This is a genomic window from Mycobacterium hackensackense, assembly GCF_025822555.1.
Lineage (GTDB): Bacteria > Actinomycetota > Actinomycetes > Mycobacteriales > Mycobacteriaceae > Mycobacterium > Mycobacterium fluoranthenivorans.
Window position 1 is genome coordinate 279,030 of record NZ_JACKUC010000034.1, and the last position, 26,063, is coordinate 305,092.

Annotated in this window: 26 protein-coding genes; 15 read left to right on the forward strand and 11 right to left on the reverse strand. The window is 67.8% G+C overall.

What is annotated here, in order from left to right:
* The first annotated feature begins 31 nt into the window (after positions 1-31).
* Positions 32-649 (forward strand): hypothetical protein, encoded by a 618-nt coding sequence (locus tag H7J86_RS27465; RefSeq protein WP_308204875.1) that lies wholly within the window; start codon positions 32-34, stop codon positions 647-649.
* Positions 650-693: 44 nt separating this feature from the next.
* The gene (locus H7J86_RS27470) at positions 694-1,632 is read left to right on the forward strand and encodes an Rv1157c family protein (RefSeq protein WP_267294838.1); all 939 of its coding nucleotides are present in this window, start codon (positions 694-696) and stop codon (positions 1,630-1,632) included.
* Positions 1,633-1,726: 94 nt separating this feature from the next.
* On the opposite strand, the gene H7J86_RS27475 is transcribed toward H7J86_RS27470, so the two are convergent.
* Both H7J86_RS27475 and H7J86_RS27480 read right to left on the reverse strand, forming a co-directional pair.
* The gene (locus tag H7J86_RS27475; protein ID WP_090363493.1) at positions 1,727-1,876 is read right to left on the reverse strand and encodes a DUF1059 domain-containing protein; all 150 of its coding nucleotides are present in this window, start codon (positions 1,874-1,876) and stop codon (positions 1,727-1,729) included.
* A 43-nt stretch (positions 1,877-1,919) separates the two neighbouring features.
* On the reverse strand, positions 1,920-2,501 hold the full coding sequence (locus H7J86_RS27480) for an HhH-GPD-type base excision DNA repair protein (protein ID WP_267294839.1): 582 nt from the start codon (positions 2,499-2,501) through the stop codon (positions 1,920-1,922).
* A gap of 105 nt (positions 2,502-2,606) precedes the next feature.
* Between H7J86_RS27480 and H7J86_RS27485 the strand changes: the two genes are divergently transcribed.
* From H7J86_RS27485 to H7J86_RS27505, 5 genes are read left to right on the forward strand one after another with little or no spacing between them, the layout of a single operon-like run.
* Positions 2,607-2,912 (forward strand): DUF732 domain-containing protein, encoded by a 306-nt coding sequence (locus H7J86_RS27485; RefSeq protein ID WP_267294840.1) that lies wholly within the window; start codon positions 2,607-2,609, stop codon positions 2,910-2,912.
* A gap of 26 nt (positions 2,913-2,938) precedes the next feature.
* Positions 2,939-4,114: a sensor histidine kinase gene (locus tag H7J86_RS27490; protein ID WP_267294841.1), complete on the forward strand. Its 1,176-nt coding sequence runs from the start codon at positions 2,939-2,941 to the stop codon at positions 4,112-4,114.
* Positions 4,111-4,884 (forward strand): LytR/AlgR family response regulator transcription factor, encoded by a 774-nt coding sequence (locus H7J86_RS27495; RefSeq protein WP_090363489.1) that lies wholly within the window; start codon positions 4,111-4,113, stop codon positions 4,882-4,884. The genes H7J86_RS27490 and H7J86_RS27495 overlap by 4 nt, the downstream gene beginning before the upstream one ends.
* Positions 4,877-5,263, forward strand: a complete 387-nt coding sequence (locus H7J86_RS27500; RefSeq protein ID WP_090363487.1) for a hypothetical protein — start codon at positions 4,877-4,879, stop codon at positions 5,261-5,263. The genes H7J86_RS27495 and H7J86_RS27500 overlap by 8 nt, the downstream gene beginning before the upstream one ends.
* Positions 5,260-6,990 (forward strand): sodium/solute symporter, encoded by a 1,731-nt coding sequence (locus tag H7J86_RS27505; RefSeq protein ID WP_267294842.1) that lies wholly within the window; start codon positions 5,260-5,262, stop codon positions 6,988-6,990. Before H7J86_RS27500 ends, H7J86_RS27505 begins: the two co-directional genes overlap by 4 nt.
* A gap of 32 nt (positions 6,991-7,022) precedes the next feature.
* Here H7J86_RS27505 and H7J86_RS27510 read toward each other — a convergent pair whose 3' ends face one another.
* Complete coding sequence (locus H7J86_RS27510) at positions 7,023-10,454, reverse strand: metallopeptidase domain-containing protein (protein ID WP_267294843.1); 3,432 nt, start codon at positions 10,452-10,454, stop codon at positions 7,023-7,025.
* Positions 10,455-10,763: 309 nt separating this feature from the next.
* Between H7J86_RS27510 and H7J86_RS27515 the strand changes: the two genes are divergently transcribed.
* The 4 genes from H7J86_RS27515 to H7J86_RS27530 are packed head-to-tail and all read left to right on the forward strand — an operon-like array spanning position 10,764 to position 15,316.
* Positions 10,764-11,105: a DUF485 domain-containing protein gene (locus H7J86_RS27515; RefSeq protein ID WP_090363483.1), complete on the forward strand. Its 342-nt coding sequence runs from the start codon at positions 10,764-10,766 to the stop codon at positions 11,103-11,105.
* Positions 11,102-12,733: a monocarboxylic acid transporter gene (locus H7J86_RS27520; protein ID WP_090363481.1), complete on the forward strand. Its 1,632-nt coding sequence runs from the start codon at positions 11,102-11,104 to the stop codon at positions 12,731-12,733. Before H7J86_RS27515 ends, H7J86_RS27520 begins: the two co-directional genes overlap by 4 nt.
* Positions 12,734-12,762: 29 nt before the next feature.
* Positions 12,763-13,974, forward strand: a complete 1,212-nt coding sequence (locus H7J86_RS27525) for an MFS transporter (RefSeq protein WP_267294844.1) — start codon at positions 12,763-12,765, stop codon at positions 13,972-13,974.
* Positions 13,975-14,026: 52 nt separating this feature from the next.
* Positions 14,027-15,316 carry an acyltransferase family protein gene (locus tag H7J86_RS27530; RefSeq protein ID WP_267294845.1) on the forward strand — a complete coding sequence of 430 codons (1,290 nt, stop codon included), beginning with the start codon at positions 14,027-14,029 and terminating at the stop codon, positions 15,314-15,316.
* Here H7J86_RS27530 and H7J86_RS27535 read toward each other — a convergent pair.
* Positions 15,313-15,483: a DUF5302 domain-containing protein gene (locus H7J86_RS27535; RefSeq protein WP_090363476.1), complete on the reverse strand. Its 171-nt coding sequence runs from the start codon at positions 15,481-15,483 to the stop codon at positions 15,313-15,315. The two genes, H7J86_RS27530 and H7J86_RS27535, sit on opposite strands and share 4 nt — an antisense overlap.
* A gap of 29 nt (positions 15,484-15,512) precedes the next feature.
* Entirely contained in the window at positions 15,513-15,956 is a 444-nt protein-coding gene (locus H7J86_RS27540) for a PPOX class F420-dependent oxidoreductase (protein WP_187096643.1), read from the reverse strand.
* 99 nt (positions 15,957-16,055) lie between these two features.
* On the opposite strand from H7J86_RS27540, the gene H7J86_RS27545 reads away from it, so the two are divergent.
* Both H7J86_RS27545 and H7J86_RS27550 read left to right on the forward strand, forming a co-directional pair.
* The gene (locus tag H7J86_RS27545; protein WP_267294846.1) at positions 16,056-16,571 is read left to right on the forward strand and encodes a DUF1697 domain-containing protein; all 516 of its coding nucleotides are present in this window, start codon (positions 16,056-16,058) and stop codon (positions 16,569-16,571) included.
* Between the two features lie 23 nt (positions 16,572-16,594).
* A complete protein-coding gene (locus H7J86_RS27550) occupies positions 16,595-17,428 on the forward strand; it encodes a class I SAM-dependent methyltransferase (protein ID WP_167164063.1) in 834 nt (277 codons plus the stop codon).
* Here the strand turns inward: H7J86_RS27550 and H7J86_RS27555 are convergent.
* Both H7J86_RS27555 and H7J86_RS27560 read right to left on the reverse strand, forming a co-directional pair.
* A complete protein-coding gene (locus H7J86_RS27555; protein ID WP_267294847.1) occupies positions 17,381-18,349 on the reverse strand; it encodes an alpha/beta fold hydrolase in 969 nt (322 codons plus the stop codon). The two genes, H7J86_RS27550 and H7J86_RS27555, sit on opposite strands and share 48 nt — an antisense overlap.
* Entirely contained in the window at positions 18,346-19,830 is a 1,485-nt protein-coding gene (locus H7J86_RS27560; protein WP_267294848.1) for a flavin-containing monooxygenase, read from the reverse strand. Before H7J86_RS27560 ends, H7J86_RS27555 begins: the two co-directional genes overlap by 4 nt.
* 100 nt (positions 19,831-19,930) lie before the next feature.
* Between H7J86_RS27560 and H7J86_RS27565 the strand changes: the two genes are divergently transcribed.
* On the forward strand, positions 19,931-21,157 hold the full coding sequence (locus H7J86_RS27565) for an Rv1453 family transcriptional regulator (RefSeq protein WP_267294849.1): 1,227 nt from the start codon (positions 19,931-19,933) through the stop codon (positions 21,155-21,157).
* Here the strand turns inward: H7J86_RS27565 and H7J86_RS27570 are convergent.
* Entirely contained in the window at positions 21,133-21,498 is a 366-nt protein-coding gene (locus H7J86_RS27570) for an Rv1152 family transcriptional regulator (protein WP_090363467.1), read from the reverse strand. The genes H7J86_RS27565 and H7J86_RS27570 overlap by 25 nt on opposite strands.
* 36 nt (positions 21,499-21,534) lie before the next feature.
* Between H7J86_RS27570 and H7J86_RS27575 the strand changes: the two genes are divergently transcribed.
* Positions 21,535-22,248, forward strand: coding sequence for an NAD-dependent deacylase (locus H7J86_RS27575; RefSeq protein ID WP_090363634.1), 714 nt, complete (start codon positions 21,535-21,537; stop codon positions 22,246-22,248).
* Here the strand turns inward: H7J86_RS27575 and H7J86_RS27580 are convergent.
* From H7J86_RS27580 to H7J86_RS27590, 3 genes are read right to left on the reverse strand one after another with little or no spacing between them, the layout of a single operon-like run.
* Positions 22,245-22,904 (reverse strand): class I SAM-dependent methyltransferase, encoded by a 660-nt coding sequence (locus H7J86_RS27580; RefSeq protein WP_267294850.1) that lies wholly within the window; start codon positions 22,902-22,904, stop codon positions 22,245-22,247. The genes H7J86_RS27575 and H7J86_RS27580 overlap by 4 nt on opposite strands.
* Complete coding sequence (locus tag H7J86_RS27585; RefSeq protein ID WP_170847472.1) at positions 22,901-23,575, reverse strand: TetR/AcrR family transcriptional regulator; 675 nt, start codon at positions 23,573-23,575, stop codon at positions 22,901-22,903. The genes H7J86_RS27580 and H7J86_RS27585 overlap by 4 nt, the downstream gene beginning before the upstream one ends.
* Complete coding sequence (locus H7J86_RS27590; RefSeq protein WP_267294851.1) at positions 23,568-25,874, reverse strand: MMPL family transporter; 2,307 nt, start codon at positions 25,872-25,874, stop codon at positions 23,568-23,570. The genes H7J86_RS27585 and H7J86_RS27590 overlap by 8 nt, the downstream gene beginning before the upstream one ends.
* Positions 25,875-26,063 lie beyond the last annotated feature (189 nt).

The following is a 26,063-nucleotide window of genomic DNA, read 5'->3' on the forward strand; positions in this document are numbered from 1 at the left end:
GCCAGCTACCAGAAAACTGTTTATTACCAGCATGATCGCTGGCGCGGGTGCGGTGACCGCGCTCGCGCTCAGCCCGGTTGCCGGCGCCGACCCGGTGCTACCGGCCCCGGTCGCACCGGCCGCCCCGGCCGCACCGGCGTTGCCGTTCGCCAACCAGCTCGCGATGGCTCCCCAGCTGATCCAGGGTCTGGCCTCGGCGTTGTCCGGGGGCGGTGCGGCATCCGCCGTGCCCGCCGCGGCCGCACCGGCCGCCGCTCCCGCAGCGGCGCCGGCAGCGAGCGCCAACCTCACCCTGCCGCAGTTGCCGGCCGTCAGCCCGGCCTCGGCGGCCACCGCCGCCGCGCCCCTCGCGGCAGCGGCAGCACCCGCGCCCACCGGCAACGTGCTGTTGCCCCAGGCTGATGTGAATCTGCCGCAGGTGGGCGGGCTTGAACTGCCCAAGCAGTTGGCCTTCCCGGGTGATCTCGCCTCGCTGCTGCCCGCCGGGTCGCCGTTGGCCGGTCTGCTGCCCAAGGCCGCGACCGCAGCGCCCGCCGCACTCGGCGCGCCGGCTGCCGCCGCGGCACCTGCCGCGGCCTCCGCACTGCCGGGGGCCGCCGGCCTCATGCCGATGCTGCTGCCGACGACGGCATTGTCCGCGTTGCCGTGATCGGGAGCTGACCAGCCGTCACCACACATATCCAGGGGGAAGTCATGACATCGATCCGGACACTGCTGAGCAGTACCGCCGCGACAACGCTGGTGGTGCTGGGCAGCGGCGTCGCCTCAGCGGATCCCGCGGTGCCCGCACCATTGCCGATCAACAATCTGCAGGCGCCCGGGTTGCCTGCGATGGAGACGCTCGGACCGGCGATCCAGCAAGCTGCCGCCGATCCGCAGGGTGCCGCATCGATGCTCATGGCCGCGGCCGCCGCGTTCGCAGGAAACGCGGCGGCACCTGACGATTCGAAGAACATGGCCACCGCGGTCAACCAGTTCGCCTCCGACCCGCAGGCACACGTGCCCGCGGCGGGCGCCGGACCGGAAGCTCACCTGCCCGCGGGGGTAGACCCGGCGCATGCCGTCGGACCCGCACCCGAGGCCGCCGCGCTGCCCGCACCCGCACCGGCTCCCGATGCCGCCCCGCTGGCCGCCGCGGCACCAGCACCGGACGCCGTGCCGGCACCGGCCCCTGGCCCCGCGGCGGCACCCGCACCGGCGCCGACGGGTCTGCTGAGCCCGGACGCCGCCACCAAGCAGGACTTCATGTACCCGTCGATCAGCAACGGATGCCTCGCCAACGGCGGCAACGTGCTCGCCACCGCGATCTCGGTGGCCGGTCCGGCGGCGATCCCGACGCCCGGGCCCGGCCCGGGTCAGACCGCGTACGTCTTCACCGCGGTCGGCACTCCCGGTCCCGCAGCCGAGCAGAAACTGCCGCTGAACGTCACGTGGGTCAATCTGTCCACCGGGAAGTCCGGCACCGCAACGCTCAAGCCCCGCCCGGATATGAACCCCGAGGGGCCCACCACACTGACCGTCGTCGCCGACACCGGGTCGGGCAGCATCATGTCGACGATCTTCGGTCAGGTGACCACGACAGAGAAGCAGTGCCAGTTCATGCCCACCATCGGCTCGACGGTGGTGCCCTAAGCCCGTAGCTCACCCGAACCGCGACGGTGCATTCAAATCGCAAATCCGGCCCGATAAGCGATCTGGGTGCACCGTCGTCGGGTAAGCGTCCCGCTCAGTACGCCATGAACAGGATCATGTCCCGGTCGTACTCACGACCGGGATGAGCCTGCGCCAGATGTTCCTGAGCCTTTTCCACCAGATCGTTCTCGTCGGTGCCGGTAATCGCTTCGCCGCAGGGGCAATTCAGATGCGTCTTCGCCATGTGATCACCATCTCATACGTATGAGAGCGCCATCGAGTGCGTGTCAGGCCTGCTTCGCGGCCTTGGCCGCCGCTTTCATCTTCTTCTTGTAGGCCCGGACTTCCTGCAGTGACCCGGGATCCATCACGTCGGCCACCGACATGTGTGTGCCCGCCTTGCCGTAATCCCCTGCCGCGGCCCGCCAGCCGGCCGGTGTCACGCCGTACTGCTTGCCCAGCAGAGCCAGGAAGATCTTGGCTTTCTGCTCACCGAAGCCGGGCAGCCGCTTGAGCCGGCGCAGCACCTCGGCACCGTCGGGGTCACCGGCGGTCCACAGCGCAGTCACGTCACCGTCGTAGTCGTCGACGATCGCCTGTGCCAGGGTCTGCACCCGCTTCGACATCGATCCCGGAAAGCGGTGGATGGCCGGGGTTTGCGAGCACAGCGCGACGAACTCGTCCGGGTTGTACTCGGCGATCTGGCGCGCATCGACGCCACCGATCCGGTCCGCGATCTTCTTCGGCCCGGCGAACGCCGTCTCCATGGGGATCTGCTGATCGAGAAGCATCCCGACAAGCAGTGCGAACGGATTGGACTCGAGCAGAGCGTCGGCCTCGGGGTCTTGGACCAACTGCAAGGTGGGCATCTGGCCAGTTTAAAGCGAGCCCGGTGGGCATTCCCGAAGTCTGTGTCCGTCCTGTGTGCGAACGTGTAGACGACAAACCGGTGGTACGCCCGTGGGGAGACGGACATGAAACGTGTGGTTGCACCTCTTTTTGCCGGTCTTGCCGGTCTAGCCGCGACGATCGCCCTGGCCGCTCCCGCCGGCGCGATCCCCGACCAGGGCACCCCGGCGTTCGACGACTACATGCAAGGCCTGCAACGCAACGGCTACAACCTGAATCCCGACACCGCATGGCGGGTCGCGCACCAGGCATGCATCGGCGGGATACCTGGCTACATCGGTTTGGAGTTGGCCGCCCAGGGCGTCATCGGCCCCGGGGCGCAGGAGCGGGTCATGGACGTGGCCAGGAAGTACGCCTGCCCGGTTCAGTAGCCGGACCGGTTTAGGGTGGCCGCAAGATGTCCGGCCAAGTTGCTCTCGCGCTGGCCGTCGCCGTGGCGTTGGCGGCGGTGGCCGCAGTGCTGATCGTGCGCACCCGGCGCGTCGTCGCCACCCCCACCGAACGAGCCGTACACACCGCGCTGCACACCGCATCGCTCGCGGCGCGCGCCCTGCGCCGTGGCCTGGACACCGAATCCGCGCAGACCGCGGCGCCGTTCCTGCGCGGACTGACCGGCACCGAAGGCGTCGCCCTCTTCGACGGTGACGGTGATCTGCTGGCCCGCGACTCCGCCGACGACGCGATCTGGACACCGGAGATCGTCGAGGCCTGCGCGTCGACCGCCCGCGACTCCGTATCCGCGGCACGCCGGGTGCTGACCACCAACGGGACCACCGCCGTGGTAGCCCAGCCCCTGCTCGCCGAGGGCGGTGACGTGCTCGGCGCGCTGGTGTCGGTGGCGACCGGCAATCCCGGGCCGGGCATGCTGGGCGCCATCGGCGAGGTGGCCCGCTACGCGGCCAGCCAGCTCGAACTGGCCGAGCTCGACGCCTCACGGGCCCGGCTGGACCGGGCCGAGGTGCTGGCACTGCGCGCCCAGATCAGCCCGCACTTCATCTACAACGCCCTCAACACCGTCGCGTCCTTCGTGCGCACCGACCCCGACCGCGCCCGCGAATTGATTCTGGAATTCGCCGATTTCACCCGCTATTCGTTCCGGGCGGCCGGGCAGTACACCACGCTCGCCGAGGAGCTGCGCAACATCGACCGCTATCTGACCCTGGAGCGCGCCCGCTTCGGCGCGGCGCTCACGGTGCGACTGCAGGTGGCCCCCGAGGTGCTCAACGTCGTCGTGCCGTTCCTGGCGCTGCAACCGTTGGTGGAGAACGCCGTCCGACACGGCTTGGCCGCCCAGGGCGGCGGATCGGTGGAGATCATCGCCCGTGACGCCGGCACCGATTGCGTCATCACCGTCGAGGACGACGGCGCCGGAATGGACCCCGAGATGCTGCGCGCCGGCGCCGACGAGTCCGCGCACGTGGGCCTGACGAATGTGGACCATCGGCTGCGGGCGGCGTTCGGCAACGATTACGGTCTGGTGGTCGAGACGGCTCTCGGAGCGGGCACCAAGGTCATCATGCGGGTGCCGAAGTTCCGTTCCGGGGTGCGGGCCAGCGGAGGTGCGTACACGTGAGTTCCAAGCTGACGGTGCTCGCCGTCGACGACGAGGCACCCGCACTCGACGAACTCGCGTATCTGCTGGGCCGCCATCCCGGTGTCGCCGAGGTGTTCACCGCCGGTGACGCCACCTCGGCGTTGCGGGAACTCAACCGGCACACCATCGATGCGGTGTTCCTCGACATCAACATGCCGGGCCTGTCCGGAATCGAACTCGCCGGCGTCCTCACCAACTTCGCGCACCGGCCCGCCGTGGTGTTCGTGACCGCCCATGACGACAAGGCGGTGGCGGCCTTCGATGTCGGCGCCACCGATTATCTGCTCAAACCGATCCGGCAGGACCGGCTCGACGAGGCGGTGCGCCGGGCCGCCACCATCCAGACCGGTGCCGCACTCGGAGACGGAGACCAGGACTCCGACGTGGTGCCGGCCGAACTCGGTGGCATCACCCAACTGGTGCCCCGGGACAGCATCGGCTGGGTGGAGGCCGAGGGCGACTACGCCCGCCTGCACTCGGCCACCGGAGCCCACCTGGTCCGAATCCCGTTGAGCGTGTTGGAAACTCGCTGGGCCGACCACGGCTTCCAGCGTATCCACCGGTCCTATCTGGTGTCCCTGCGTCTGGTCACCGGGCTGCGCACGCACGACGGCGCGGTGCTGGTGCGGCTGCGCGCCAACGGCACCTCACCCGCCGTCGAGCTACCGGTGAGCCGACGCCAGGCCCGCGAACTGCGGGACCGGTTGGTCCGGGATCCGATGCGCAATCTGAAACCCGCCGATGAGTGAGCCACCGCAGGGGTCCACGCCGCGGCCCGCCGCGGGGCGGCAACGGGTCGTCCTGGCGCACCGGCGCGGCGCCCGGATGGTGCGCACCCGGGTGGAGGTGCAGGAGCAGACCCAGGTCGGCGACGCACTGGTACGTGGTCTGATGCGCGCCCAACTGGGCCTGGCGCTGCGGCTGACGCTGGTCGTCATCGCCGGGGTGGTCGCGACCGTGATACTGGCACCGCATCTGAGCGCGCTGACGGTGCTCGGCATGCGGCTGAACTGGTTGGTCCTCGCCGTGCTGTGCTACCCGCTGCTCTACGGGATAGGCCGGCTGTACGTCCGCCTCGCCGAACAGGCCGAGCGCGATTTCGTGCGGGTCGTCGACAGCGAACCATGACCGGCGCCCCACTCACGGCGGTCGCCCTCCTGGCCGCGGCGGTGGCCACCGTCGCCATCGGCGCCTACGGGGTCCGGTTGTCGCGTACCACGTCCGACTTCCTGGTCGCGTCTCGCAGTGTCGGTCCACGCTGGAACGCGGCCGCGATCTCGGGTGAATACCTTTCGGCGGCATCGTTTCTCGGTGTGGCGGGCCTCATCGCCAAGTACGGCGCCGACGCACTGTGGTACCCGGTGGGGTTCACCGCGGGCTACCTGGGGCTGCTGCTGTTCGTCGCCGCTCCCCTGCGCCGGTCGGGCGCCTACACCGTTCCCGACTTCGCCGAATTCCGGCTCGGCTCGGCACGGCTGCGTAAGGTGGCGATGCTCGTCGTGGTGGTGATCTGCGTGTTCTACCTGGCTCCGCAATACCAGGGGGCCGGGTTGACACTGAAAACCCTTCTGGGAATGCCGGTATGGACCGGGCCTCTGCTTGTCGGCGCGATCGTGATCAGCAATGTGGTGGGCGGCGGGATGCGGTCGATCACCTTTGTGCAGGCCTTCCAGTATTGGTTGAAACTGACCGCCATCGCGATTCCCGCACTGGCGCTGCTCGGGTTGTTCCTCAGCGACCGTGCCGAATTGGGCGGACCGTTGCCGCCGAGCGTGCAGCAGCAGACCACCGTCGCGATCGATACCGACGTGGTGGTGCAGGTGGTCGATCCCGCCGGCATCACCATCACCGGAACCCTGGACGGCCGGCACGTCGAGGCCGCCACCCTCGGCGTGCCCGGCGACCACACCCTGGGCGCGGGCAGCACACTGACCCTGGCCGCCGGCGCGGCCACCCCGGTGGTGGCCGGCACCCCGAGCACCGGCGGCGAATGGATCACCTCCGGCGGCGGGCTGGGTGGCGGCCATCCGCTCTATCAGGTGCTGTCCATCATCGTGGCGACCTTCCTCGGCACCATGGGCCTGCCGCATGTGTTGGTCCGCTTCTACACCAATCCTGACGGCCGCGCGGCCCGGCGCACCGCGCTTGCCGTCATCGCCATGGTCTCGGTGTTCTATCTGTTCCCCGTACTCCTCGGCGTGTTCTCCCGGCTGTACGTACCGCAGTTGCTCATCACCGGAACCGCCGACGCCGCGGTGCTTCTGGCCCCGGGATCGACCATCGGCGGCGTGGCGGGACAACTCCTGGGGGCGCTGGTGGCCGCCGGCGCGATCGCCGCGTTCCTGGCCACCTCGTCGGGGCTGCTGGTCAGCATCGCCGGGGCGTTGGCCACCGATGTGCTGCGCGGGCGTGTGCGCGATTTCCGGGTCGCCGCGGTGATCGGCGGGCTCATCCCGATTCCGCTGTCACTGGTGGTGTCGGGCCTGGAACTGTCCCGCAGTGTCGGACTGGCCTTCGCGGTCGCGGCGTCGACATTGTGTCCGCTTCTGGTCCTTGGCATCTGGTGGCGGGGTCTCACCGCCGCGGGCGCCGCGTGCGGTTTGATCATCGGCGGCGGCGTGTGCGGCAGCGCGGTTGCGGTGGCCATCGCCGGTGGCGTCGACGACGATGTGCTCGGCGGCTGGCCCGCGGTGATGGTGGGCTACCCCGCCGCCGTCAGTGTCCCACTGGCGTTCACGACGATGATCGTGGTCAGCCGATTCACCCGCGCCACACCAGATGTCGCGCAGATCTTCGCCCGCATGCATCTACCGGAACGGTTGGGTATGGGTGTCGAGCGCGTCCCGAGGGGATGAGCGCTGGCGCGAACACCAGGCGATGGGATGACTTAGCCCTCAGCACGGCGCAAGTCACTTTCCGACGGGGCAGCACCGACTCCACCCAGGAAATACGCTTGTAGCACCCCGAATTCGGAGTCGAGGCGACGGCGGAACTCGACCTGGAAGTGGCCGTTGTGAAGTGTTGCCTGGGCCGTGACGCGGTCACCGATCGGGTCCACCACACCGTTCTCGTCGGTTTCACGGGCGACCACCACAACGGATCCGTTCGGGTGGCCGCCTCCTTCGCCGACCCAACGGACCTCTCCCGCAGCTTGGGTGAACCCTGCGCGCTCGATGGTCGTATCCGTGGCACGCCCGGAACCCACTCGGATGCCGGCACCGCCGGTCAGCGTCGAGGCACCGCAATCGGCCGCGAACGGACGCTCAGCCCAGCCCTCGATACTGACCTGGTTGTCGCGGCCCCACAACTCCTCGGTGATGTCGTGACCGATGCGGTCCTCCTCCGGAAACCCGTGCAGCGCTTCGTCGAAGACGCGCACCCGCCGACTTGAGCCGGCCGGGACGCGCAGCCAGGTGTGATCGACGTACACGCGGTGGTAGGGGTGTGTCTGTCGCACCACCGCCCGCACCAATGTCGACTCCTCGAACGGATTGGCCAGGGCGACCTCGACACTCGGCCGCGATGATGGCGATGCCGACGCCGACACGAAACGCGTGTAGTTGGATCGTGCTTCGTTGTTGTAGATGTTGGTCTCGACCACGCCGGCGATCGCCGGATCCTGGTAGAGCCTGATCCGCACGATGATGCAGTAGTGGCCGGAGTCTGCTGGCGGCGACCAGCCGGTGGAGAATTCGACGGTGGAGGTGGGGGCGATATCGTGGGTGTCGCTTCCCAACGGAATCATCGGTCCGTCGCCCGTGGTGAATTCGACAACGAAGAAGTCGACGACCACGCCTTTGCACAAGAGATCGCCGCTGTTACGGACTTTGGCGACAATGGTATTCGGGTTTCCCACCCACGGCGTGTTGAACCAGCGCCCCGGATCGGCAGCGGATTTGGCGTTGCGCACCTCAATGTCGGGACTCTGCCAATTCGGGCCTCCTGTCCATGGCCGGATGCCAGGGTCGGGTCGGCCATTCGATCCGTACTTGACGTTGATCACGGCATTGTCGGCCGCCGTGGATGTCACCCGGATCTGCAACGACTTCTGGGTAGCGGGGTCGACGTCATCATAGTCGCGATTGGTGTCCAGAATCGGCCCATCACCGTCGGAATCGTTGGCGACGAAGATGATTGGCGGTCGCGAGTTAGGTGTGACAAATGAGTCGGAGGTGACGTCGGTGATGACGACGCGGCGATTGGCCGGCAGTCCGTCCGCAATCTGGGCGGGCTGGGTGGCGCGGTATTCGACATAGGTGTTCCAGCCGTCCGCCAGCCGGATCTCGATACCACGCACCCTTCCAGCCGGTGGAGCGCCGAGTTCCGCGGCGTGCAGAGTGATCGGGTCGTTGACCGCACCCTGCCCGATGAAGTTGTACAGCTTCAGGTGACTGGCATCGATCCAACCCTGCCGCATACGGTTGGACAGCGAATAGTGCGGCAACGTGTCCCGGCTGCCGCCCATCATGTCCCAGTCCGGAACCAGCCGCGAGGTGATGTTGGGCGCATAAGAAGGGAAGTTGTAAAGGTCGGGCAGTCCGAGTGTGTGTCCCAGCTCGTGAGAGACGGTGCTGTGCAGCTGACGACCGTCCTGTGTGGCGAAGTCGGGAGGCGCGAACAGATAGCCGAACAGCTTCTGGTCGGCGACATTTGTTCCGGCCAGGAAGGATTCGGGCCCGATGCTCGCATGCGGCCAGACGAACCGTTTGTCGCCGACGCCGGGGGCGTCCGGCGAGAACGGGACCATCAACAGGACGTCGATGTTGCCGTAGTCGGCGGTGGTCAGAAGTCCGTCGTTGATGGTCCGCGTGATGATCGTCTGCACGGTGGCCCCCATCGACGACCAGCGGGCGTCGATGACGGTTCCGGCGCTGTCCTTCTTCTGCGCGAAGTAGTTGGTCCACCCATCGGGCAGGGCGACAGGGCCGTAGACGCGGTTGTTGTACGCCTGAATCGTCAGACCCCGCCCCGTTCCGGGGTTCCAGCCCGACAACTCCTCGTAGTAGTGCCGCGCCGACCGTGTCTTGCCGTTGAATGACACACCGTCCTGGATCTCGTCCAGGATCGCTTTGCGCGCGCTGTCGAGCTGGCCGGGCCCCGTCGGGTAGGACCCGTCTGCAGTATTGACCATGAGGATCAGGACGCGCCAACGACCGCTGTGCGCTTGCGCTCCCAGATTCTGCGGTGTGCCGGGGCCGCCACCCCAGTCGCCTGCCGGAGTCGGCTGACTGTCGCCCTGCAGCATTCGCGAGGGTCCGTGGTCAGGATCGTGCCACTTATCGGTGACCTCGAAACCGGCCCGGTCGAGTTCGTTGCCAGAGCTGGTCTCCACCATGGCGACTTCGAAGCGGCCGAGCAGGCCACCCGCGACCAACATGGGGATCTTCTTGCCCCCGGGAACCGACGCGGTGTGGGAGACCAGCGCGGCATCCGGATCGCCGTCCACGACGAAGGAGATGTCATCGTCGGTCAGCATCGAACCGGACAGGTCGTACTGCAATTGGACCCAGGATCCGACGAACAACGGCGCGCTCGGCGGGACCAGACGCGGCCGGCTCTCCAGGGAGGCGAGATCGTCTGCGACCGCCAGACCCCTCTCCGTGAGCAGAAGGAAGCGACCGTCGTCCAGGCCGTGCATCTCGACGATTCCCCCGTCCAGAACCGGTACATCGGTCGCGCACGTGGTCACCGATCCGTCTGCAAACCGGAAAACCGAGACCCGGTCAGCGCCGGGATGTGCGACGAGCAACAACTCGGAGTCGGCGCTCACCGTCACATGGCCGGTAGGCAACAGACTCGCGACGACGCCCTGGGTCGCCCCGGTGATGAGCTTCACCAGTCGGCCTTCTCCTGCGGAGGTCGCGGCGGCCCATACATCGCTTGCGCTGGCGCAAACGCCCGTCAAACCAGGCAGGTCGGCGAGCACTCGTCGCTGGCCGTCGCTGAGCCGAAGGGCGAGTACCTCTTCAGCCGGCGCGGACACGACCAGAGCGTGCCCGCGCCCAGCCAACGGCGTTGTGGCAGCGGCCTGCCCAAGTGATGAGGCCACGGTGACGACCGGGCTGGCCGCTATCGGACCATCGGCGTCGATGGTCAGCACGCGTCCGTCGGCGAGGGCGACCAGCACTTCTTTGCGGTCACCGCTGAGCGCCACGCCGCTGGGGACTTCATCGAAGGCGAGGTGTCGGCTGAGCGCGCCGGCCGCCACATCATACGAGGCCAGACTCGGCTGGCCGCCTTCGACGATCCAGATCAATCCCCGGCCGACATCCTCGACAGCCGCAACGGCCCCGTCCAGAGCCACCAAGGGCGTGATCACTTGGCACCCGCCTGGTATCCGGATTCCGAAGATACTTCTGAAACAATGCGATTGAACACGAGCAACCCCCTAGCGAATGCCTGAACATCGGCCTGCACTCCAAAGGCTGGCACTCACGTGTTCCCGTCACGCGCGTAGTGAAGTACTCGATTCTCGTGCAAGCAATGGCGCGGTCCGCGCCGCTCACCGCCACGCATCGACCGTTCAGCGCATCGGTGCCCGGCTTCGGCGTCAACTCCACCCATGTGACCCGCATCTCACTTAGGTTCGGTTACCAGCTGGTTCACAGTCGACGTCAAGGAGTCCCACGTGCCCACCACCGACAGTCGCTCCGCGCCCACCGGCGCCGAGTTCGTCGAAGTTCAGAACAGCCCCGAGTTCCAGGAGTTGCGCAGCAGACTGCGCCGTTTCGTCTTCCCGATGACGGCGTTCTTCCTCATCTGGTACGGGCTGTACGTCCTGCTGGGCGCCTTCGCCCACGATTTCATGGCCACCAAGGTGTTCGGCAACGTGAACGCCGGCCTGCTGCTCGGGCTGGGGCAGTTCGTCACCACCTTCCTCATCACCGGCATCTACGTCCGGTTCGCCAACCGCGAGCTGGACCCACGCGCGGCCGCCATCCGCGCCGAGCTGGAAGGGCCCGCGAAGTGACCACCCTTCTCGCAGCATCGGATTCGGTGGGCAATCCGGTCGCCAATATCGCGATCTTCGGCGTCTTCGTGGCCGTCACCATGTACGTGGTGATCCGGGCGAGCGGCAACAACAAATCCGCCGACGAATTCTTCACCGGCGGCCGCGCCTTCTCCGGCCCCCAGAACGGCATCGCCATCGCCGGTGACTACCTGTCGGCGGCCAGCTTCCTCGGCATCGCCGGCGCCATCGCCGTCTACGGCTATGACGGCTTCCTCTACTCCATCGGCTTCCTGGTCGCCTGGCTGGTGGCACTGCTGCTGGTGGCCGAATTGCTGCGCAACACCGGCAGATTCACGATGGCCGACGTGTTGAGTTTCCGGCTCAAGCAACGCCCGGTCCGGCTGGCCGCGGCCACCACGACGTTGACGGTGTCGCTGTTCTACCTCCTGGCACAGATGGCCGGGGCCGGCGGTCTGGTGGCCCTGCTGCTCAACGTCCACAGCAAGACCGGCCAGTCGCTGGTGATCGCCGTCGTCGGCATCCTGATGATCGTCTACGTGCTGGTCGGTGGCATGAAGGGCACCACGTGGGTGCAGATCATCAAGGCCGTCCTGCTGATCACCGGTGCCGCGCTGATGACGGTCATGGTGCTGGCCAAGTTCGGCCTGAACTTCTCCGAGATCCTCGGGGCCGCCCAGTCGGCCGTCTCCGATGCCACCACCAAGGGGGTGGCCAGCCGCGATGTGCTCGCCCCGGGTGCACAGTACGGCGGATCGACCACCTCGAAGATCAACTTCCTGTCACTGGGGCTGGCGCTGGTCTTGGGCACCGCGGGTCTGCCGCATGTGCTGATGCGCTTCTACACCGTGCCCACTGCCAAGGAGGCCCGCCGATCGGTGGTGTGGGCCATCGCCCTGATCGGTGCCTTCTACCTGTTCACTCTGGTGCTCGGTTACGGCGCCGCCGCCATCGTGGGGCCGGACCGCATCCTGTCCGCCGCGGGCGGCCAGAATTCGGCGGCTCCGTTGCTGGCCCTGGAACTGGGTGGCGTGGTGCTGCTCGGCATCATCTCCGCCGTCGCGTTCGCCACCATCCTCGCGGTGGTCGCCGGCCTGACCATCACCGCGTCGGCGTCGTTCGCGCATGACGTCTATGCCAGTGTCCTCAAGGGACACAAGGTCACCGAGGAGGAGCAGGTCAGGGTCTCCCGGATCACCGCGGTCGTACTCGGGCTGGTGGCCATCGGGCTGGGGATCCTGGCCAACGGTCAGAACATCGCCTTCCTGGTCGCTCTGGCGTTCGCGGTGGCCGCGGCGGCGAATCTGCCCACCATCGTCTACTCGCTGTACTGGCGCCGGTTCAACACCCGCGGCGCGCTGTGGAGCATGTACGGCGGGCTGATCTCGACCATCGTGCTCATCGTCTTCTCTCCCGCCGTTTCCGGGTCGAAGACCGCGATGATCCCGGGCGCGGATTTCGCGTGGTTCCCACTGGCCAACCCGGGTATCGTGTCGATCCCGCTGGCCTTCCTGCTGGGCATCATCGGGACGCTGACGTCCTCGGACGAGGGCGACGCGGAACTCAATGCCGAGATGGAGGTGCGGTCGCTGACCGGCGTCGGTGCCGAGAAGGCCATCGTGCATTAGCGAGCATCACAGCGGGGTATGGATTACCCATGGCGGCGGCGGCGTTGTTCAGCGGAGTGAACACCCGCCGCCGCCTGGCATTCCCACTCCTGGCCTTCGCGTTCGCCGCCGTGATGCTCGGCACCACCCTGCCGACACCGATGTACGCGCTCTATGCGGCGCAGATGCATTTCGCGGTGCTCACCACCACGATCGTCTTCGCCGCCTACGCCATCGGCGTGCTCGGCGCCCTCCTCGTCGTCGGCGGCTGGTCCGATGCGATCGGGCGGCGCCCGGTGCTGCTCGGCGGTCTGGTGTTCGCGCTGGCCAGTGCGGTGGTCTTCCTCTTCGCCGACAGTGTGGCCGTGCTCCTGGTGGGACGACTGCTGTCCGGCCTGTCAGCAGGTATCTTCACCGGAACGGCGACGGCCGCCGTGGTGGAGGCCCTGCCCGCCGCGCAACGTGAGCGCGGCGCCGTGGTCGCGACGGTCGCCAATATCGGCGGCCTGGGTGCCGGGCCCATTCTGGCCGGCCTGCTGGTGCAGTACGAACCGCATGCGCTGACCCTGCCGTTCGTGGTGCACATCGTGCTCGTGGTCCTGGCCATCGCAGCGGTTCTGATCGCCCCGGAGACCTCCGACCGCACCGGCCGGATCGGCATGCAGCGGCTGTCGGTACCCGTCGAGGCCCGCGCCGTTTTCATCACCGCCGCCACCGCGGCTTTCGCCGGCTTCGCCGTGATGGGCTTGTTCACGTCGGTGGCGCCGGCGTTCGTCGCGAACGTGGTCGGCAACGACAACCACGCCGTCGGCGGTGCCGTGGCCTCGTCGATCTTCCTGGCCTCGGCCGTGGCCCAACTGGCGGGACGGCGGATCGCACCGGCCCGCGCGGTCGCGGCGGGCAGTGCCGTCCTCGTGATCGGCATGGTGATACTGGCTGCCGCGCTGCACTTCTCCTCACTGACGGGCATCCTGGTCGCGGCTCTGGTGGCCGGCACCGGCCAGGGCATCAGCTTCAGCCGCGGTCTGGCCGCCGTCGTCGAACAGGTGCCCACCGAACGCCGCGCCGAGGTCAGCTCGACGTACTTCGTGGTCGCCTATGTGGCCATCTCGCTGCCGGTGGTGGGCGCCGGACTGGCCGCGCACGCATGGGGATTGCGCACCGCCGGCGAGGTGTTCGCGGTGGTGGTCGCGGCGCTGGCCATGGTCTGCCTGGCCGCGATCCTGGTCCAGGAGCGCCGCGGCACCCCTGCCTCGGCGTGAGTTGAGTGGTTCTACTCAGGTGCATCGCGCGTCGCTGATTTAGCGTCGAGCCATGCCCGCGACCACGTTTCCCAGCGTCGCCGAGGTGGCCCGGGCCACCCCGGCCGACCGGGACCGCGCCCTCGACGTCATCCGCATCGTGTCCCTGCTCGGCGTGGTCACCGGCCATACGCTGATGGCCACCAGCATCATCACCGACCAGGTGTTCCACTGGGACAACCTGCTCACCACCTCGGCCGTCCTGCAGGCACTGACCTGGATCTTCCAGATCATGCCGCTGTTCTTCTTCGCCGGCGTGGCGAGTTCGGTCACGTCCTACCACAACAATTCGGCCGGCGACTGGGGCGCCTGGCTATTCAAACGCTGCACCCGCCTCTACCGGCCGGTGTTCTCCTACCTGGCGTTCTGGGCGGTGGCGCTGATGGTGCTACACCGGGTGGCACCGGTGCACGTCTACGAGCCGATCGCCGGGATCTCGACGCAGCTGCTCTGGTTCCTCGGCGCGTATGTCCTTGTGCTGGCGTCGGTTCCGCTGCTGGCCCGGATCACCACCACCGCGCGCCTGGCCGGGGCGGTGGCCGTCGGCTACGGGCTCATCGCCGTGGTGGACGCGGCTCGCGTCAACGACCCGAGCCTGGGTTGGCTGGGCTATGCGAACCTGTCGGTCTGGCTGTTGCCCGGCATGTTCGGCGTGGCCTACCGCCGCGGTCTGCTGCGCCCGTCCACAGCTGCCGCGCTCGGTGTCATGATGCTGGCGGTCAACCTGGCGCTACTGCGCTTCGGCCCGTACGAACTGAGCCTCGTCGGCATCGAAAGCCAGCGTCTGAAGAATATGACGCCACCATCGCTGTTGCTGGCCGGGCACGCAATCATGATGTGCGCCTTCGCCATTGCCGCCGCGCCGGCCATCAGTCGCTGGGCCACCCGGCCGCGGGTGTGGTGGCTGACGGTCATCGGCAACAGCGGCGCGATGACGCTGTACCTGTGGCATATGCCGGCGCTGCTGGGCCTGCACCTGGCGTTCGACTATCTGGGGCTGCCCCGTTACCCCGGGCAGCCCCATCTGCTCGCACTGAGCATCGTGCAGCTGGCGCTCATGGTGGCGCTGGTCGCCGCGCTGTTCATGGCGCTGCGACCGCTGGAGAACAATCCGCTGCCCTACTGGGACGGCGGCGCCGTCACCGCCGCCCGCGGGACCGCGGTCGGAACGCTGCTCTGCCTCGCCGGCGCCGCCACCCTCGCCTCGGTGAGCTGGGGACTCAAAGGCCCGGGACTGCTGTGCGTCGCGGTGCTGCTCACCGCACTGGCGGCCGCCCGGAGCCTGGCCCGCACACCGGACTAACCGCTCTTGCGGCGGAACTCCCTGCGATTCTCCACCACGCCGTGGGCCTTCGATTTATTCGCCCGGCCGTCTGCGTGCGAGTTGGCGCCGGATGACTGCGCCTTCTTCCGTTCCAGCGCCTCCCGGAACTTGCGCTTGGTGTCGTCTTCTTCCGGTTTCTCGGCCATCGCATGAGCCTATCCGAGAACCGGCCCGATCAGCGCAGACCGGGCGGCATCCCGTACAGATGGGCGATCGGGATGGTGAGCAGCACCCGCCGATCCTCGACCATCGCCCGGCGATAGTCATCCCAGTCCGGGTGCTCACCGGCAATGTTGCGGTACAAGGCAATCAGCCCCTCGACGGTGTCATCGTGTGGTTCTGCCGCCGGCGGCGTGAGGATGGCACCGCCCTCGGCCACCGCATAGGACCAACCGTCGTCCGAGCTGACGAGCAGCGACGCCCGCGGGTCCCGCCGCAGATTGCGCGTCTTGGCCCGCGGCTCGGTGATCGACACCTGCACCGCCACCTCGCGTGGATCGAAGTAGTACGACACGTTGGACAGCTGCGGCCGGCCGTCGGATTTGATCGTCGCCAGCACCCCCAGCGAATTCCCGCTGATCAATGCCAGCAACTTGTCATCGAAAACCAGGCGACCCATGTAGCGAGCGTACGTCGATAGGATCGCAACGATGACCGCTCTGCCCAGGATTGGTGGCACGACTTTGGCCGGCGTGCCGGTGACGATGTCGGAGTCCGCGTGACCCGCTACGCCGCGTTTCTGCGCGGTGTCAACGTCGGCGGGGTGAACCTGAAGATGGCCGACGTCGCCAAGGTGTTCACCGAGGCCGGCTTCGGCGACGTCAAGACCGTGCTGGCCAGTGGAAACGTGTTGCTGGACAGCACTTCCGGAGCTGCGTCGGTGCGACGCACCGCGGAGGCGGCGTTGCGGGAGGCGTTCGGTTACGACGCCTGGGTACTGGTCTACGGATTGGACGAGCTCCGCGAGATTGTTCAGCGGTACCCGTTCGAGCGCGATGTTCCCGAGCACCACTCCTATGTCACCTTCGTCAGCGACGACGACCTTCTCCAGGAGTTGGCCGCGCTGGCCACCGAGGCCGGCGAAACCGCGGCCCAGGGCGACGGTGTCCTGTACTGGCAGGTCGCCCGCGCGGCGACGCTGGACTCGGCGATCGGCAAGACGATGGGCAAGAAGCGCTACAAGTCGTCGACCACCACCCGCAATCTACGCACCCTGGACAAGGTGCTGCGCTGACCCGAACGGGTACATTCGGCGCGGTGAGCTCCCAGAAGATCGACGCCTCGGCGCTGACCGGTGTCTCCGAGACCGCACTGCTGACCCTGCAGGTCCGGGCCAACGAAGCCCGCCGACCGGATGCCATCCTCGATGATCCGGTCGCCGTCAGCCTGGCTGACTCCATCGAGTTCGACTTCGCGAAGTTCGGGTCCGCGAACCGCCAGGACATGGCGCTGCGGGCGCTGACCTTCGATACGGCCACCCGCGCCTATCTGCGCGACCATCCGGCCGCCACCGTCGTCGCTCTCGCCGAGGGCCTGCAGACCAGCTTCTACCGCATCGACGCCTCCGGTGTGAGCAACGAATTCACCTGGCTCACCGTCGATCTCCCCCCGATCGTGGCGCTTCGCGAGAAACTGCTGCCGCCGTCGGACCGGATCCACACCTGCGCACAATCCGCACTGGACTACAGCTGGATGGACAAAGTCGAGGACGCCAACGGGGTGTTCATCACGGCCGAGGGTCTGCTGATGTATCTGCAGCCCGCGGAGGCGATGAGCCTGATCGCCGAATGCGCGAAGCGGTTCCCCGGCGGGCAGATGATGTTCGACCTGCCGCCGCACTGGTTCGCGTGGTGGGCGCGCAACGGTCTGCTGCGTCCCTCGCTGCGCTACCGGGTGCCGCCGATGCCGTTCAGCCTCTCGGTGGCCGGTGCCGCCGACCTGATCAACACCGTGCCCGGTGTCCGTGCCGTCCATGACGTCCCGCTGCCGCCGGGCCGCGGCCGGGTGGTCAACACCCTGATCTGGGCGGCCTACCGGATTCCGCTACTGGATTCGCTGCGCGGGGTGACCACCTTGCTGGAGTTCGGCTGAGCCGACGATCTCCCCGTCGCTGCGCTCGCGCGACTCGGTTGCGCGGGCCGCGTTCTCGCTGATGACCCTCACCAGCCGGCCCGTCACACCGGGGGCAAGGTCGTGGCCCATCCCGGGGATGGTCAGATGCCGAGCAGCGGGTATGGCCGCCGCGGTGGCCATACCGCCGCTGGGATGCACGATGAGGTCCCGGTCCCCGTGCACGACCTGGGTCGGGGCGGTGATGCGGGCCAACTCCGCCGTGCGGTCCCCGGATTTGTAGATCGCGTTGATCTGCCGTGCCACGCCGGCAGCAGCGCAGGGACCCGGTCCGCGTTCCCAGGCGCCGGCGGCGTATTCCACCGCGCCGGCGACGTCCATCGGAAAGCTTTTGCCGGCAAGATGTTTCATCATCTTCACATGGCGCTCGATGAACGCCCGCCTGGTCCGTGGTGGCCGCGCGGCCATCAGCATCAATGTGGCGACGGCGGGCTGTCCGACCTGGGGCGCGCCGGTGGTCGAGAAGATGGACGTCAACGACAGCGCCCGGTCCGGGTACCGCGCGGCCACCGTCTGGGCGATCATGCCGCCCATCGACATCCCCACCAGGTGTGCCCGCTCGATACCGAGGTGGTCGAGCAGTCCGACGATGTCGGCGGCCATATCCGCGAGGTCGTAGCCGTCACGCCGGGGCCGGTGGGTGAGCTGGCGCAGCCTCCCGGGCGGTGTGGTGGTGGCCCAGGTGGAGCGCCCGACGTCGCGGTTGTCCAGCCGGATCACGTGGAATCCGCGCTCGGTCAACCCGTCGACCATCTCCCTCGGCCAGCTGGTGAGGTCCAGGGTGAGGCCCGCGATCAATACCAGCGGCTGACCCGCGGGATCACCGTCGGTGCGGTAGCACACCCGGTTGCCGTCAGACAGCAGGCAGTACCGGTCGGTCATCGAGCGGCCACCGGTTCCGCAGCGGCGACCCTCGCGCTGAATCGCAGATGCGAATCGGTCACGGGCCCGTGCCGCAGTGTCTCGACGTCGGCGGTGTAGTTCATCGTCATCTGCCACGGGCCGTCGACACCCTGACGGGGCAGCTCCGCCGCGCTGCGGCTGACGTACCCGGCACCGAAATCGATCAGCGGCAGCGTCGGCATGGCCGTGTCGAGGACCTCCGGCCGGACCGCGTCGAAACCGTGGGCATCCATATAGGACAGCAGCCGGCAGAAGTGCTCGCACAACAGCCCTACCTTCAGCGTCCACGACGAGTTGGTATAGCCGAACGCGAAGGCGAAGTTGGGTACACCGGACAACATGATGCCTTTGTAGGCAACGGTTTCCGCCGGGTTCACCGGCTCGCCGTCCACCGTCAGCCCCATCCCGCCGAACAACTGGATCTGCAATCCCGTCGCGGTGACGATGATGTCGGCTTCCAGCTCGCGGCCGGACTCCAGCAGGATGCCGTTCTCGGTGAAGGTGGCGATCCGATCGGTGACCACCGATGCGCTGCCGTCGCTGAGCGCCTTGAACAGGTCGGCGTCGGGTACCGCGCACAGCCGCTGGTCCCACGGGTTGTAGGTCGGGTTGAAATGCTCGTCGACCGGATATCCGGCGGGCAGCTGCTTGGCGTTGATTGAGCGGATCAGCCTGCGGGCGGCCGCCGGGTACTTCTGGCACAGCACGTAGACCGACCGCTGCTTGAGGATGTTCTTGCGCCGGGTCAGGGCGTAACCGCGCTTGTCACCCAGCAGCTTCTTGGCGGCGTTGGCGAAGCCGTCCTTCGCGGGCACCGGCATGACGTAGGTCGGTGAGCGCTGCAGCATCGTGACGTGTCCGGCGGTGGGGGCCATCGCCGGGATCAGGGTCACCGCGGTGGCGCCGCTGCCGATGACGACCACCTTCTTACCGGTGTAGTCGAGGTCCTCGGGCCAGTGCTGGGGATGCACGATCTGCCCGGTGAACCGTTCGCGCCCTGGGAATTCCGGGGTGTAACCCTGGTCGTAGCGGTAGTAGCCACCGGCACAGAACAGCCAGTCCGCGCTGATCTGGATCATCTCCCCGTCGCGCTCGACATCGACCCTCCAACGGGATTCGGCGGAGCTCCATGCCGCGCCGAGCACCTTGTGGTGGAACCGGATCCGGCGCTCGATACCGTTCTCGTCGACGGTCTCACGCAGGTAGGCCAGGATCTTGTCGGCGGTCGCGATGGCGTACTCGTCGCGCCACGGCTTGAACTCGTAGCCGAAGGTGTGCAGATCGGAGTCCGACCGGATACCCGGATAACGGAACAGGTCCCAGGTCCCACCGGTCGCGCCGCGGGCCTCCAGGATCGCGTAGCTGCGCCCCGGATGCTCCTGCTGCAGGTAGTAGGCGGCGCCGATGCCCGAGATACCTGCGCCGACGATCAACACGTCGACGTGTTCGGTGTGAGTCATGTCTCTATGGTCGCCGTCCGACCACCCCGAACCCAAGGTCGAAATAACCCATTCTGTCCATCACGATGTGCACTTTGCACCATTCTCCTAGGCTGACCGGGTGGAGTGGGCGAAACCATCACCGCCGGTGCGGGAGCTGATCCGGCGGTGCGCGCAGATCGTCGTCAATGCCCGGCCCGAGTGGCTCCAGGAGCTCGATGACGCGGTGCTCAACGCCAATCCCGCGATCGGCTCCGATCCCGAACTCGCCGCCGCCGTCAGTCGCAGCAACCGGGCCAACCTGTTCTTCTGGGGCACCGCCAATGTACGGGACCCCGGCGCACCCGTCCCTCCCAACACCGGACCCGAGCCCCTGTCCATCGCCCGCGAGCTGGTGCGCCGCGGCATCGACGCCTTTCCCCTGGATGCCTATCGGGTCGGCGAAGGGGTGGCGTGGCGGCGCCTCATGGACATCGCCTTCGACCTGTCCTCCGATCCCGCCGAGCTGCACGAGATGTTGCAGATCTGCTCGCGGTCGATCAGCACGTTCATCGACGCGACCCTGACCGGCATCGCCACCCAGATCGAACTCGAACGCGACGAGATCACCCACGGCACCCACGCCGAACGGCGCGAGACCGTCGCGCTCATTCTCGACGGCGCACCCATCCCCCGGCAGCGCGCCGAAAGCCGCCTCGGCTACGCGTTGACCGGCACCCACACCGCCGTGGTGATCTGGTGCGAGCACCCCGACGGGGACCTGGCCCAACTCGAGCGGGCCGCAGAGGCCATCGGGCTGGCGGCCGGCGGACGGCGCCCGCTGAGCGTGCTGCCCAGTGTGGCGACCCGCTGGGTGTGGGCACCCGGCCACATCGAGACCTGTGCACTGGAAGCACTCGTCGCACAGTCGCCAGATATCCGGGTGGCGATCGGCTCGACAGCCGAGGGAATCGACGGCTTCCGGCGCAGCCATTTCGACGCGATCACCACCCAGCAGATGATGGCGAGGCTGCATTCACCGCAGCGGCTCGCCTTGTTCACCGACATCCAGCTGGTCGCCCTGATCACCGCCGACGCCGCCCGGGTCGCCGAGTTCGTGCACCGCACGCTCGGCGACTTCGAGACCGCGAGTCCCGAACTTCAGCACACGGTACGAACATTCGTCGGCGAACAGTGCAACGCCTCGCGGGCGGCTGCACGGCTGTACACCCATCGCAACACCCTGTTGCGGCGGCTGGCACGCGCCGACGAGCTGTTGCCCCGCCCACTGGCCGAACGCAGCGTGGACGTCGCTGTGGCACTGGACGTCGTGCGCTGGAGCGCTCAGTCCAGGACCGCGTCCAGATAGCGCAGCGCTTCGGCTTTTCCGATACCGAGTTGGCGTGCCGTTTCGGCGAAGGCATGCGCGGCGGCCGCCATCGCCGTATCGGCCGGATCCACCCGCGCCACGAATGTGCCGAACCGCCCACGGGTTTCGAGAATCCCCGCGGCTTCCAACTCCCGATACGCACGGGCGACGGTGTTGACCGCCAGTCCCACTTGACCGGCCAGATCGCGCACCGTCGGCAACCGAGTGCCCGGCTCCAGCCGGCCGTCCCGCACCACATCAATGATCTGGGTCCGTAACTGGTCGAACAAAGGGCTTGCCGCCTGCGCGTCCAGCCGGACCCACTCCCCCAACCCGGCCATGTGCCCAGTATCGCCCACACCCGCTACTTTGGTGGTGTGCAGGTGACGGTGCTCAGCGGGGCCGGCATGTCCGCCGAGAGCGGTGTGCCGACGTTTCGCGACGTGGAGACGGGTTTATGGGCGAACGTCGACCCCTACGAGATCTCCAGCAGCGAGGGTTGGCAGCGGCATCCGGAGAAGGTCTGGGCGTGGTACCTGTGGCGCCACTACATGATGGACGCCGTCCAACCGAACAACGGCCACCGCGCCGTCGCGGCGTGGGAAGACTACGCCGATGTCCACATCGCCACCCAGAACGTCGACAATCTGCACGAACGCGCCGGTAGCAGCCAGGTTCACCACCTGCACGGCAGCCTGTTCGAATTCCGTTGCGATCGTTGCCATTTGCCGTTCACCGGAGCACTGCCGGCGATGCCGGCGCCGGTCGAGGCCATCGACCCGCCCCGGTGCGCGTGTGGCGGCCTGATCCGGCCCGACGTGGTGTGGTTCGGCGAAGGCCTGCCCGACGCCGCCTGGAACGGCGCGGTGGCTGCGGTGGCCGGGGCCGATGTGGTGATCGTGGTGGGGACGTCGTCGATCGTCTATCCGGCCGCGGGCCTGCCGGAGGCCGCGCTGGCCAACGGTATCCCCGTCATCGAGGTGAACCCGCAGGCCACGCCCTTGTCGGCGGCCGCGACGGTGGTGGTGCGGGAGACCGCGGCCACGGCACTGCCCGGGTTGCTGCAGCGCCTGCCCGCCCTGCTGGGTTAACCGGGCCGCACCGCCTGGCCGATCGCGAACTCGGCGACCGGCACCGGCGCCCACGCCGGGAACGTCAGCTGGCGCCGCGACCTGCTCACCTCGAATCCGGCGGCCACGATCGAGGCTTCGGTATCGCGGTGGGTGTGGCAGTTGCCGAGCAGTCGCGGCCACACCGTCGCGTCGGCCAGCCGCTGCAGCGAGGCGCGCGGGCCCGAGCTTGCGACATGTTCCAGATAGCGCAACTGGCCACCCGGTGAGATCATCGAAAATAGTTGCCGCAGAACGGCATCGGGTTCATCTACCGAGCACAGCACCAGCGAGCACACCACGGCGTCGAACATTTCCCCGTCGCTCCGCTCGCCCCAGGAGGGCTGCTGGGCGGCGTACGTCTCGACGGTGTCGGTGGTGACGGTCACCGGCACGGGCGCCGATTGCGCGGCACGGGCTGCCACGTCGGCAAGCCGGGGTTCGGGTTCGACCGCGACGACCTCGGTGACACCGGTCGGATAATGGGCGAAATTGGTGCCGGTGCCCGCACCGACCTCCAGCACCCGGCCGGTCAGTCCCGCGAGGTTCTCCACCCGCAGCCGCCGCAGCGATTCGGGTTCGTGGCCGGACATCACGGTCCACACCCGGGCGAAGAACGGATTCTCGATGGTCGTCATCTGAGCTCCTGCAATTTCGCGATGGTCTCTTCCGGGGTGGCATCCTGACCCACGATGCCGTAGACGATGCGGCCACAGCACACGGCGCTCAACACGCGGTCGGCGAACTGCTCGGCATCACCCCACGGCAGGTACGGCTTGGCGATCAACAGGGCCGCCACACCGTGCACGGCGGTCCACAGTTCCAGCGCCGCGGCCGTCGAATCCCCTTGTGGGTAAATCCCTTCGGCCATCAGCGTTTCGATCGAGTCACGCATGTGTACGAACGCCGAACTGGCCAGGGTCATATCGACGTCACTGCCGGGACTGCCTTCGCCCATCGTCGCGATCCGGTACAGCTGCGGGGTCTCGCGGGCGAACCGCACGTAGGCCAGCCCCTGGGCGCGCAGCACCTCGATGGTGGAGCTCTTGCCCACCGCGACCCGCTGCATCTCCTCGTCGAGCCTCTCGAAGTACCGGGCGCACACGGCGTCCAGCAGTGCGTCCTTATCGGCGAAATGCAGGTAGATCGACGGGGAGGTGACACCGACGCGCTGCGCTACCGCCCGGATCGACACCGCTTTCGCGTGACCCGTTTCCAGCAGGAGTTCGGTGGTCGCGTCGAGGATCTCCTCGCGTAACTGTTCACCCGAGCCGCGGGCAGCCCGCCGGCGTTTGAGAGCTTCAACCACGCTGACCAGTGTCCGTCACACCGGCGGCCACGGGCTCGCGGCTCTCCGTGTCGCGCTCCGGACCGTTCTCACTGATGCCGATCCGCTCGTGCAGCCACGCCAGCGGCTTCGGCGCCCACCAGTTCCAGCCGCCCGCCACATGCATGAACGCCGGCACCAGCACCATCCGCACCAGGGTGGCATCGACCAGCACCGCCAGCGTCAGGCCGACGCCGAACATCCGCATGAACGACACCTGTGCGGCGATCAGCGCGGCGAACGAGATCGACATGACCAGCGCGGCGGCGGTGATGACCCGGCCGGTGCGGGCCAGACCGAGCGCCACCGCCCTGTCGTTGCGCTGCCGGGTCGGCCCGTCCAGCGACAGCCAGTACTCCCGGATGCGCGCCGCCAGGAACACCTCGTAGTCCATCGACAACCCGAACGCGATGCAGAACAACAACACCGGCATATTGGCCACCAGCGTGCCGGTGGCCGTCGTTCCCAGCGCCGACAGATGTCCGTCCTGGAAGATCCACACCAGGGCCCCGAACGCTGCGGTGAGCGAAAGCACGTTGAGCACAAGGGCTTTCATCGGAAGCACCACACTGCCGGTGAGCAGGAAGAGCAAACCGAAGGTGATCACCGCGATCACGCCGAGTACCCAGGGCAGCCGGGTGGTGATGGCGGTGACGCTGTCGCGGTTGATCTGCGCGATCCCGGCGAACTCGACGGCACGGCCGTCCGGTCCGCTGACGGCGTGCAGTGCGTCGAGCTGCTGCTCGGAGCCATCGGAGAACAGCGGTGCGGTGCTGGCGACGGTGAGGAACGCGCTGCCCTCGGCGAGACCGGCGGTGGGCCCGGCGGGGCCCACCTTGTCACCCCCGACGAAGGTGCCGGTCGGGCTGGAGACCGAGGTCACCGCGGCGACTTTCGACAGCTGCGCTGCGTAGCGGTCGAATTCGGCCGGGGTCAGGCCGTCGGCGTCGGGGATGACGGCGGTCACCGCCGTCGCGGAGTTGTCGGTGAAGTCATTGCGCAGTTGGTCGCCGACCTCGTGCGCCGAGGCGGAGCTGGGCAGCACCCGGTCGTCGGGGAAGCCCCATTTGACGCCGAGGAACGGTGCACCGAGCAGCACCAGCAGCGCCGTGACGGCGAGGCCGATCGGGATGGCGCGGCGCATCACGACACCCGCCCACCGGTACCAGAAGGTCTGTTCGACCGGCTTGGGCGACGGGTCCACGACGCGACGGAACACCCAACGCACGTTGAGCGCGTCGAGGCGGTCACCGAGGAACCAGATCGCGGCCGGCGTGACGATGATGGCCGCCAACGCGGCGAAACCCACGGTCGCGACGCCGGCGTAGGCGAAGGACTTCAGGAAGTACATCGGGAACAGCAGCATGGCCGCCATCGACAGCGCCAGCGTCGTCGCCGAGAACAGCACCGTCCGCCCCGCCGTCGCCATGGTGCGGAGCAGCGCGCGGTCGCGCGGCTGCCCCTCGGCGAGTTCATCGCGGTACCGGCTGATGATCAGCAGGGTGTAGTCGATGGCCAGGGCCAGGCCCATCGCGGTGGACAGGTTGAGCGCGAAGATCGACACATCGGTGGAGAAGGTGATGAGCCGCAGCACCGACATCGTGCCCAGGATCGCCATCCCGCCGACCAGCATCGGCAGCGCGGCGGCGACCAGCCCGCCGAACACCCAGACCAGCACCAGGAAGCTCAGCGGGATCGCGATGGACTCCATGAGCAGCAGGTCCCGCTCGGTCTGGGCGTTGATCTGGGCGTAGACCATGGACACCCCACCGGAGCGGACCGTCACCCCATCGCGGTCGTGCACGAGCCGGTCGGACAGTTCCTTGGCGTACTTCTGAGCGTCATTCTCACCCCCGTTGATGCCGGCGACGATGAGCCCGGACATCTTGTCCTTGCTGATCAGGTCTGCGGCGGGACCATTCCCCGTCGCTTCGCTCGCCCCAGAACCGGGCGGCACCGTCCACGCCGAGGTCACCTGGGCCACATGAGGCGACTTGCCGAGGGCGGTGGCGATCTCCTTCCCGACCGTGGTCGCCGCGGCGCCGTTGACACCGTCGGGCGAGCTGACGGTGATGATCAACTGCATATCGCCCTGGTGGAACTTGTCGGTGAGCAGCTGGGTCGCGTGCGCCGATTCCGATGTCGGGTCCTGGAAACCCCCGGCGGACAGGCTCTTGGCGACCGGGATGCCGAAGATCGCGGCCGCGACCATGATCAGGGCCGCGAGCGCCAGCACGCGTCGGGGCGCGGCCATCGCGAGTAGCGCGATTCGATTCAGCATGCAGCTTCCCCTCCAGAGCAGGCTTGGATACCGCCGTTAAGTTAACAACGATAAGTCACACCGTCAATCCGTCTGCCCCGATCACGAAGCAGCGTTACGGACGGTTCACTGGCCGGCAGGCCCTACTCCGGAGTAGAACTCGGAAGTAACATTTGCTGGAGTCACATCGACGCCTTCGTGTGTCGGCAC

Excerpts from the sequence above, each read along its gene's own strand:
- H7J86_RS27465 (WP_308204875.1), top strand. The coding sequence starts at position 32 with ATGATCGCTGGCGCGGGTGCGGTGACCGCGCTCGCGCTCAGCCCGGTT.
- H7J86_RS27470 (WP_267294838.1), top strand. The coding sequence starts at position 694 with ATGACATCGATCCGGACACTGCTGAGCAGTACCGCCGCGACAACGCTG.
- H7J86_RS27475 (WP_090363493.1), bottom strand. The coding sequence starts at position 1,876 with ATGGCGAAGACGCATCTGAATTGCCCCTGCGGCGAAGCGATTACCGGC.
- H7J86_RS27480 (WP_267294839.1), bottom strand. The coding sequence starts at position 2,501 with ATGCCCACCTTGCAGTTGGTCCAAGACCCCGAGGCCGACGCTCTGCTC.
- H7J86_RS27485 (WP_267294840.1), top strand. The coding sequence starts at position 2,607 with ATGAAACGTGTGGTTGCACCTCTTTTTGCCGGTCTTGCCGGTCTAGCC.
- H7J86_RS27490 (WP_267294841.1), top strand. The coding sequence starts at position 2,939 with ATGTCCGGCCAAGTTGCTCTCGCGCTGGCCGTCGCCGTGGCGTTGGCG.
- H7J86_RS27500 (WP_090363487.1), top strand. The coding sequence starts at position 4,877 with ATGAGTGAGCCACCGCAGGGGTCCACGCCGCGGCCCGCCGCGGGGCGG.
- H7J86_RS27505 (WP_267294842.1), top strand. The coding sequence starts at position 5,260 with ATGACCGGCGCCCCACTCACGGCGGTCGCCCTCCTGGCCGCGGCGGTG.
- H7J86_RS27525 (WP_267294844.1), top strand. The coding sequence starts at position 12,763 with ATGGCGGCGGCGGCGTTGTTCAGCGGAGTGAACACCCGCCGCCGCCTG.
- H7J86_RS27530 (WP_267294845.1), top strand. The coding sequence starts at position 14,027 with ATGCCCGCGACCACGTTTCCCAGCGTCGCCGAGGTGGCCCGGGCCACC.
- H7J86_RS27535 (WP_090363476.1), bottom strand. The coding sequence starts at position 15,483 with ATGGCCGAGAAACCGGAAGAAGACGACACCAAGCGCAAGTTCCGGGAG.
- H7J86_RS27540 (WP_187096643.1), bottom strand. The coding sequence starts at position 15,956 with ATGGGTCGCCTGGTTTTCGATGACAAGTTGCTGGCATTGATCAGCGGG.
- H7J86_RS27555 (WP_267294847.1), bottom strand. The coding sequence starts at position 18,349 with ATGACCGACCGGTACTGCCTGCTGTCTGACGGCAACCGGGTGTGCTAC.
- H7J86_RS27560 (WP_267294848.1), bottom strand. The coding sequence starts at position 19,830 with ATGACTCACACCGAACACGTCGACGTGTTGATCGTCGGCGCAGGTATC.
- H7J86_RS27570 (WP_090363467.1), bottom strand. The coding sequence starts at position 21,498 with ATGGCCGGGTTGGGGGAGTGGGTCCGGCTGGACGCGCAGGCGGCAAGC.
- H7J86_RS27580 (WP_267294850.1), bottom strand. The coding sequence starts at position 22,904 with ATGACGACCATCGAGAATCCGTTCTTCGCCCGGGTGTGGACCGTGATG.
- H7J86_RS27590 (WP_267294851.1), bottom strand. The coding sequence starts at position 25,874 with ATGCTGAATCGAATCGCGCTACTCGCGATGGCCGCGCCCCGACGCGTG.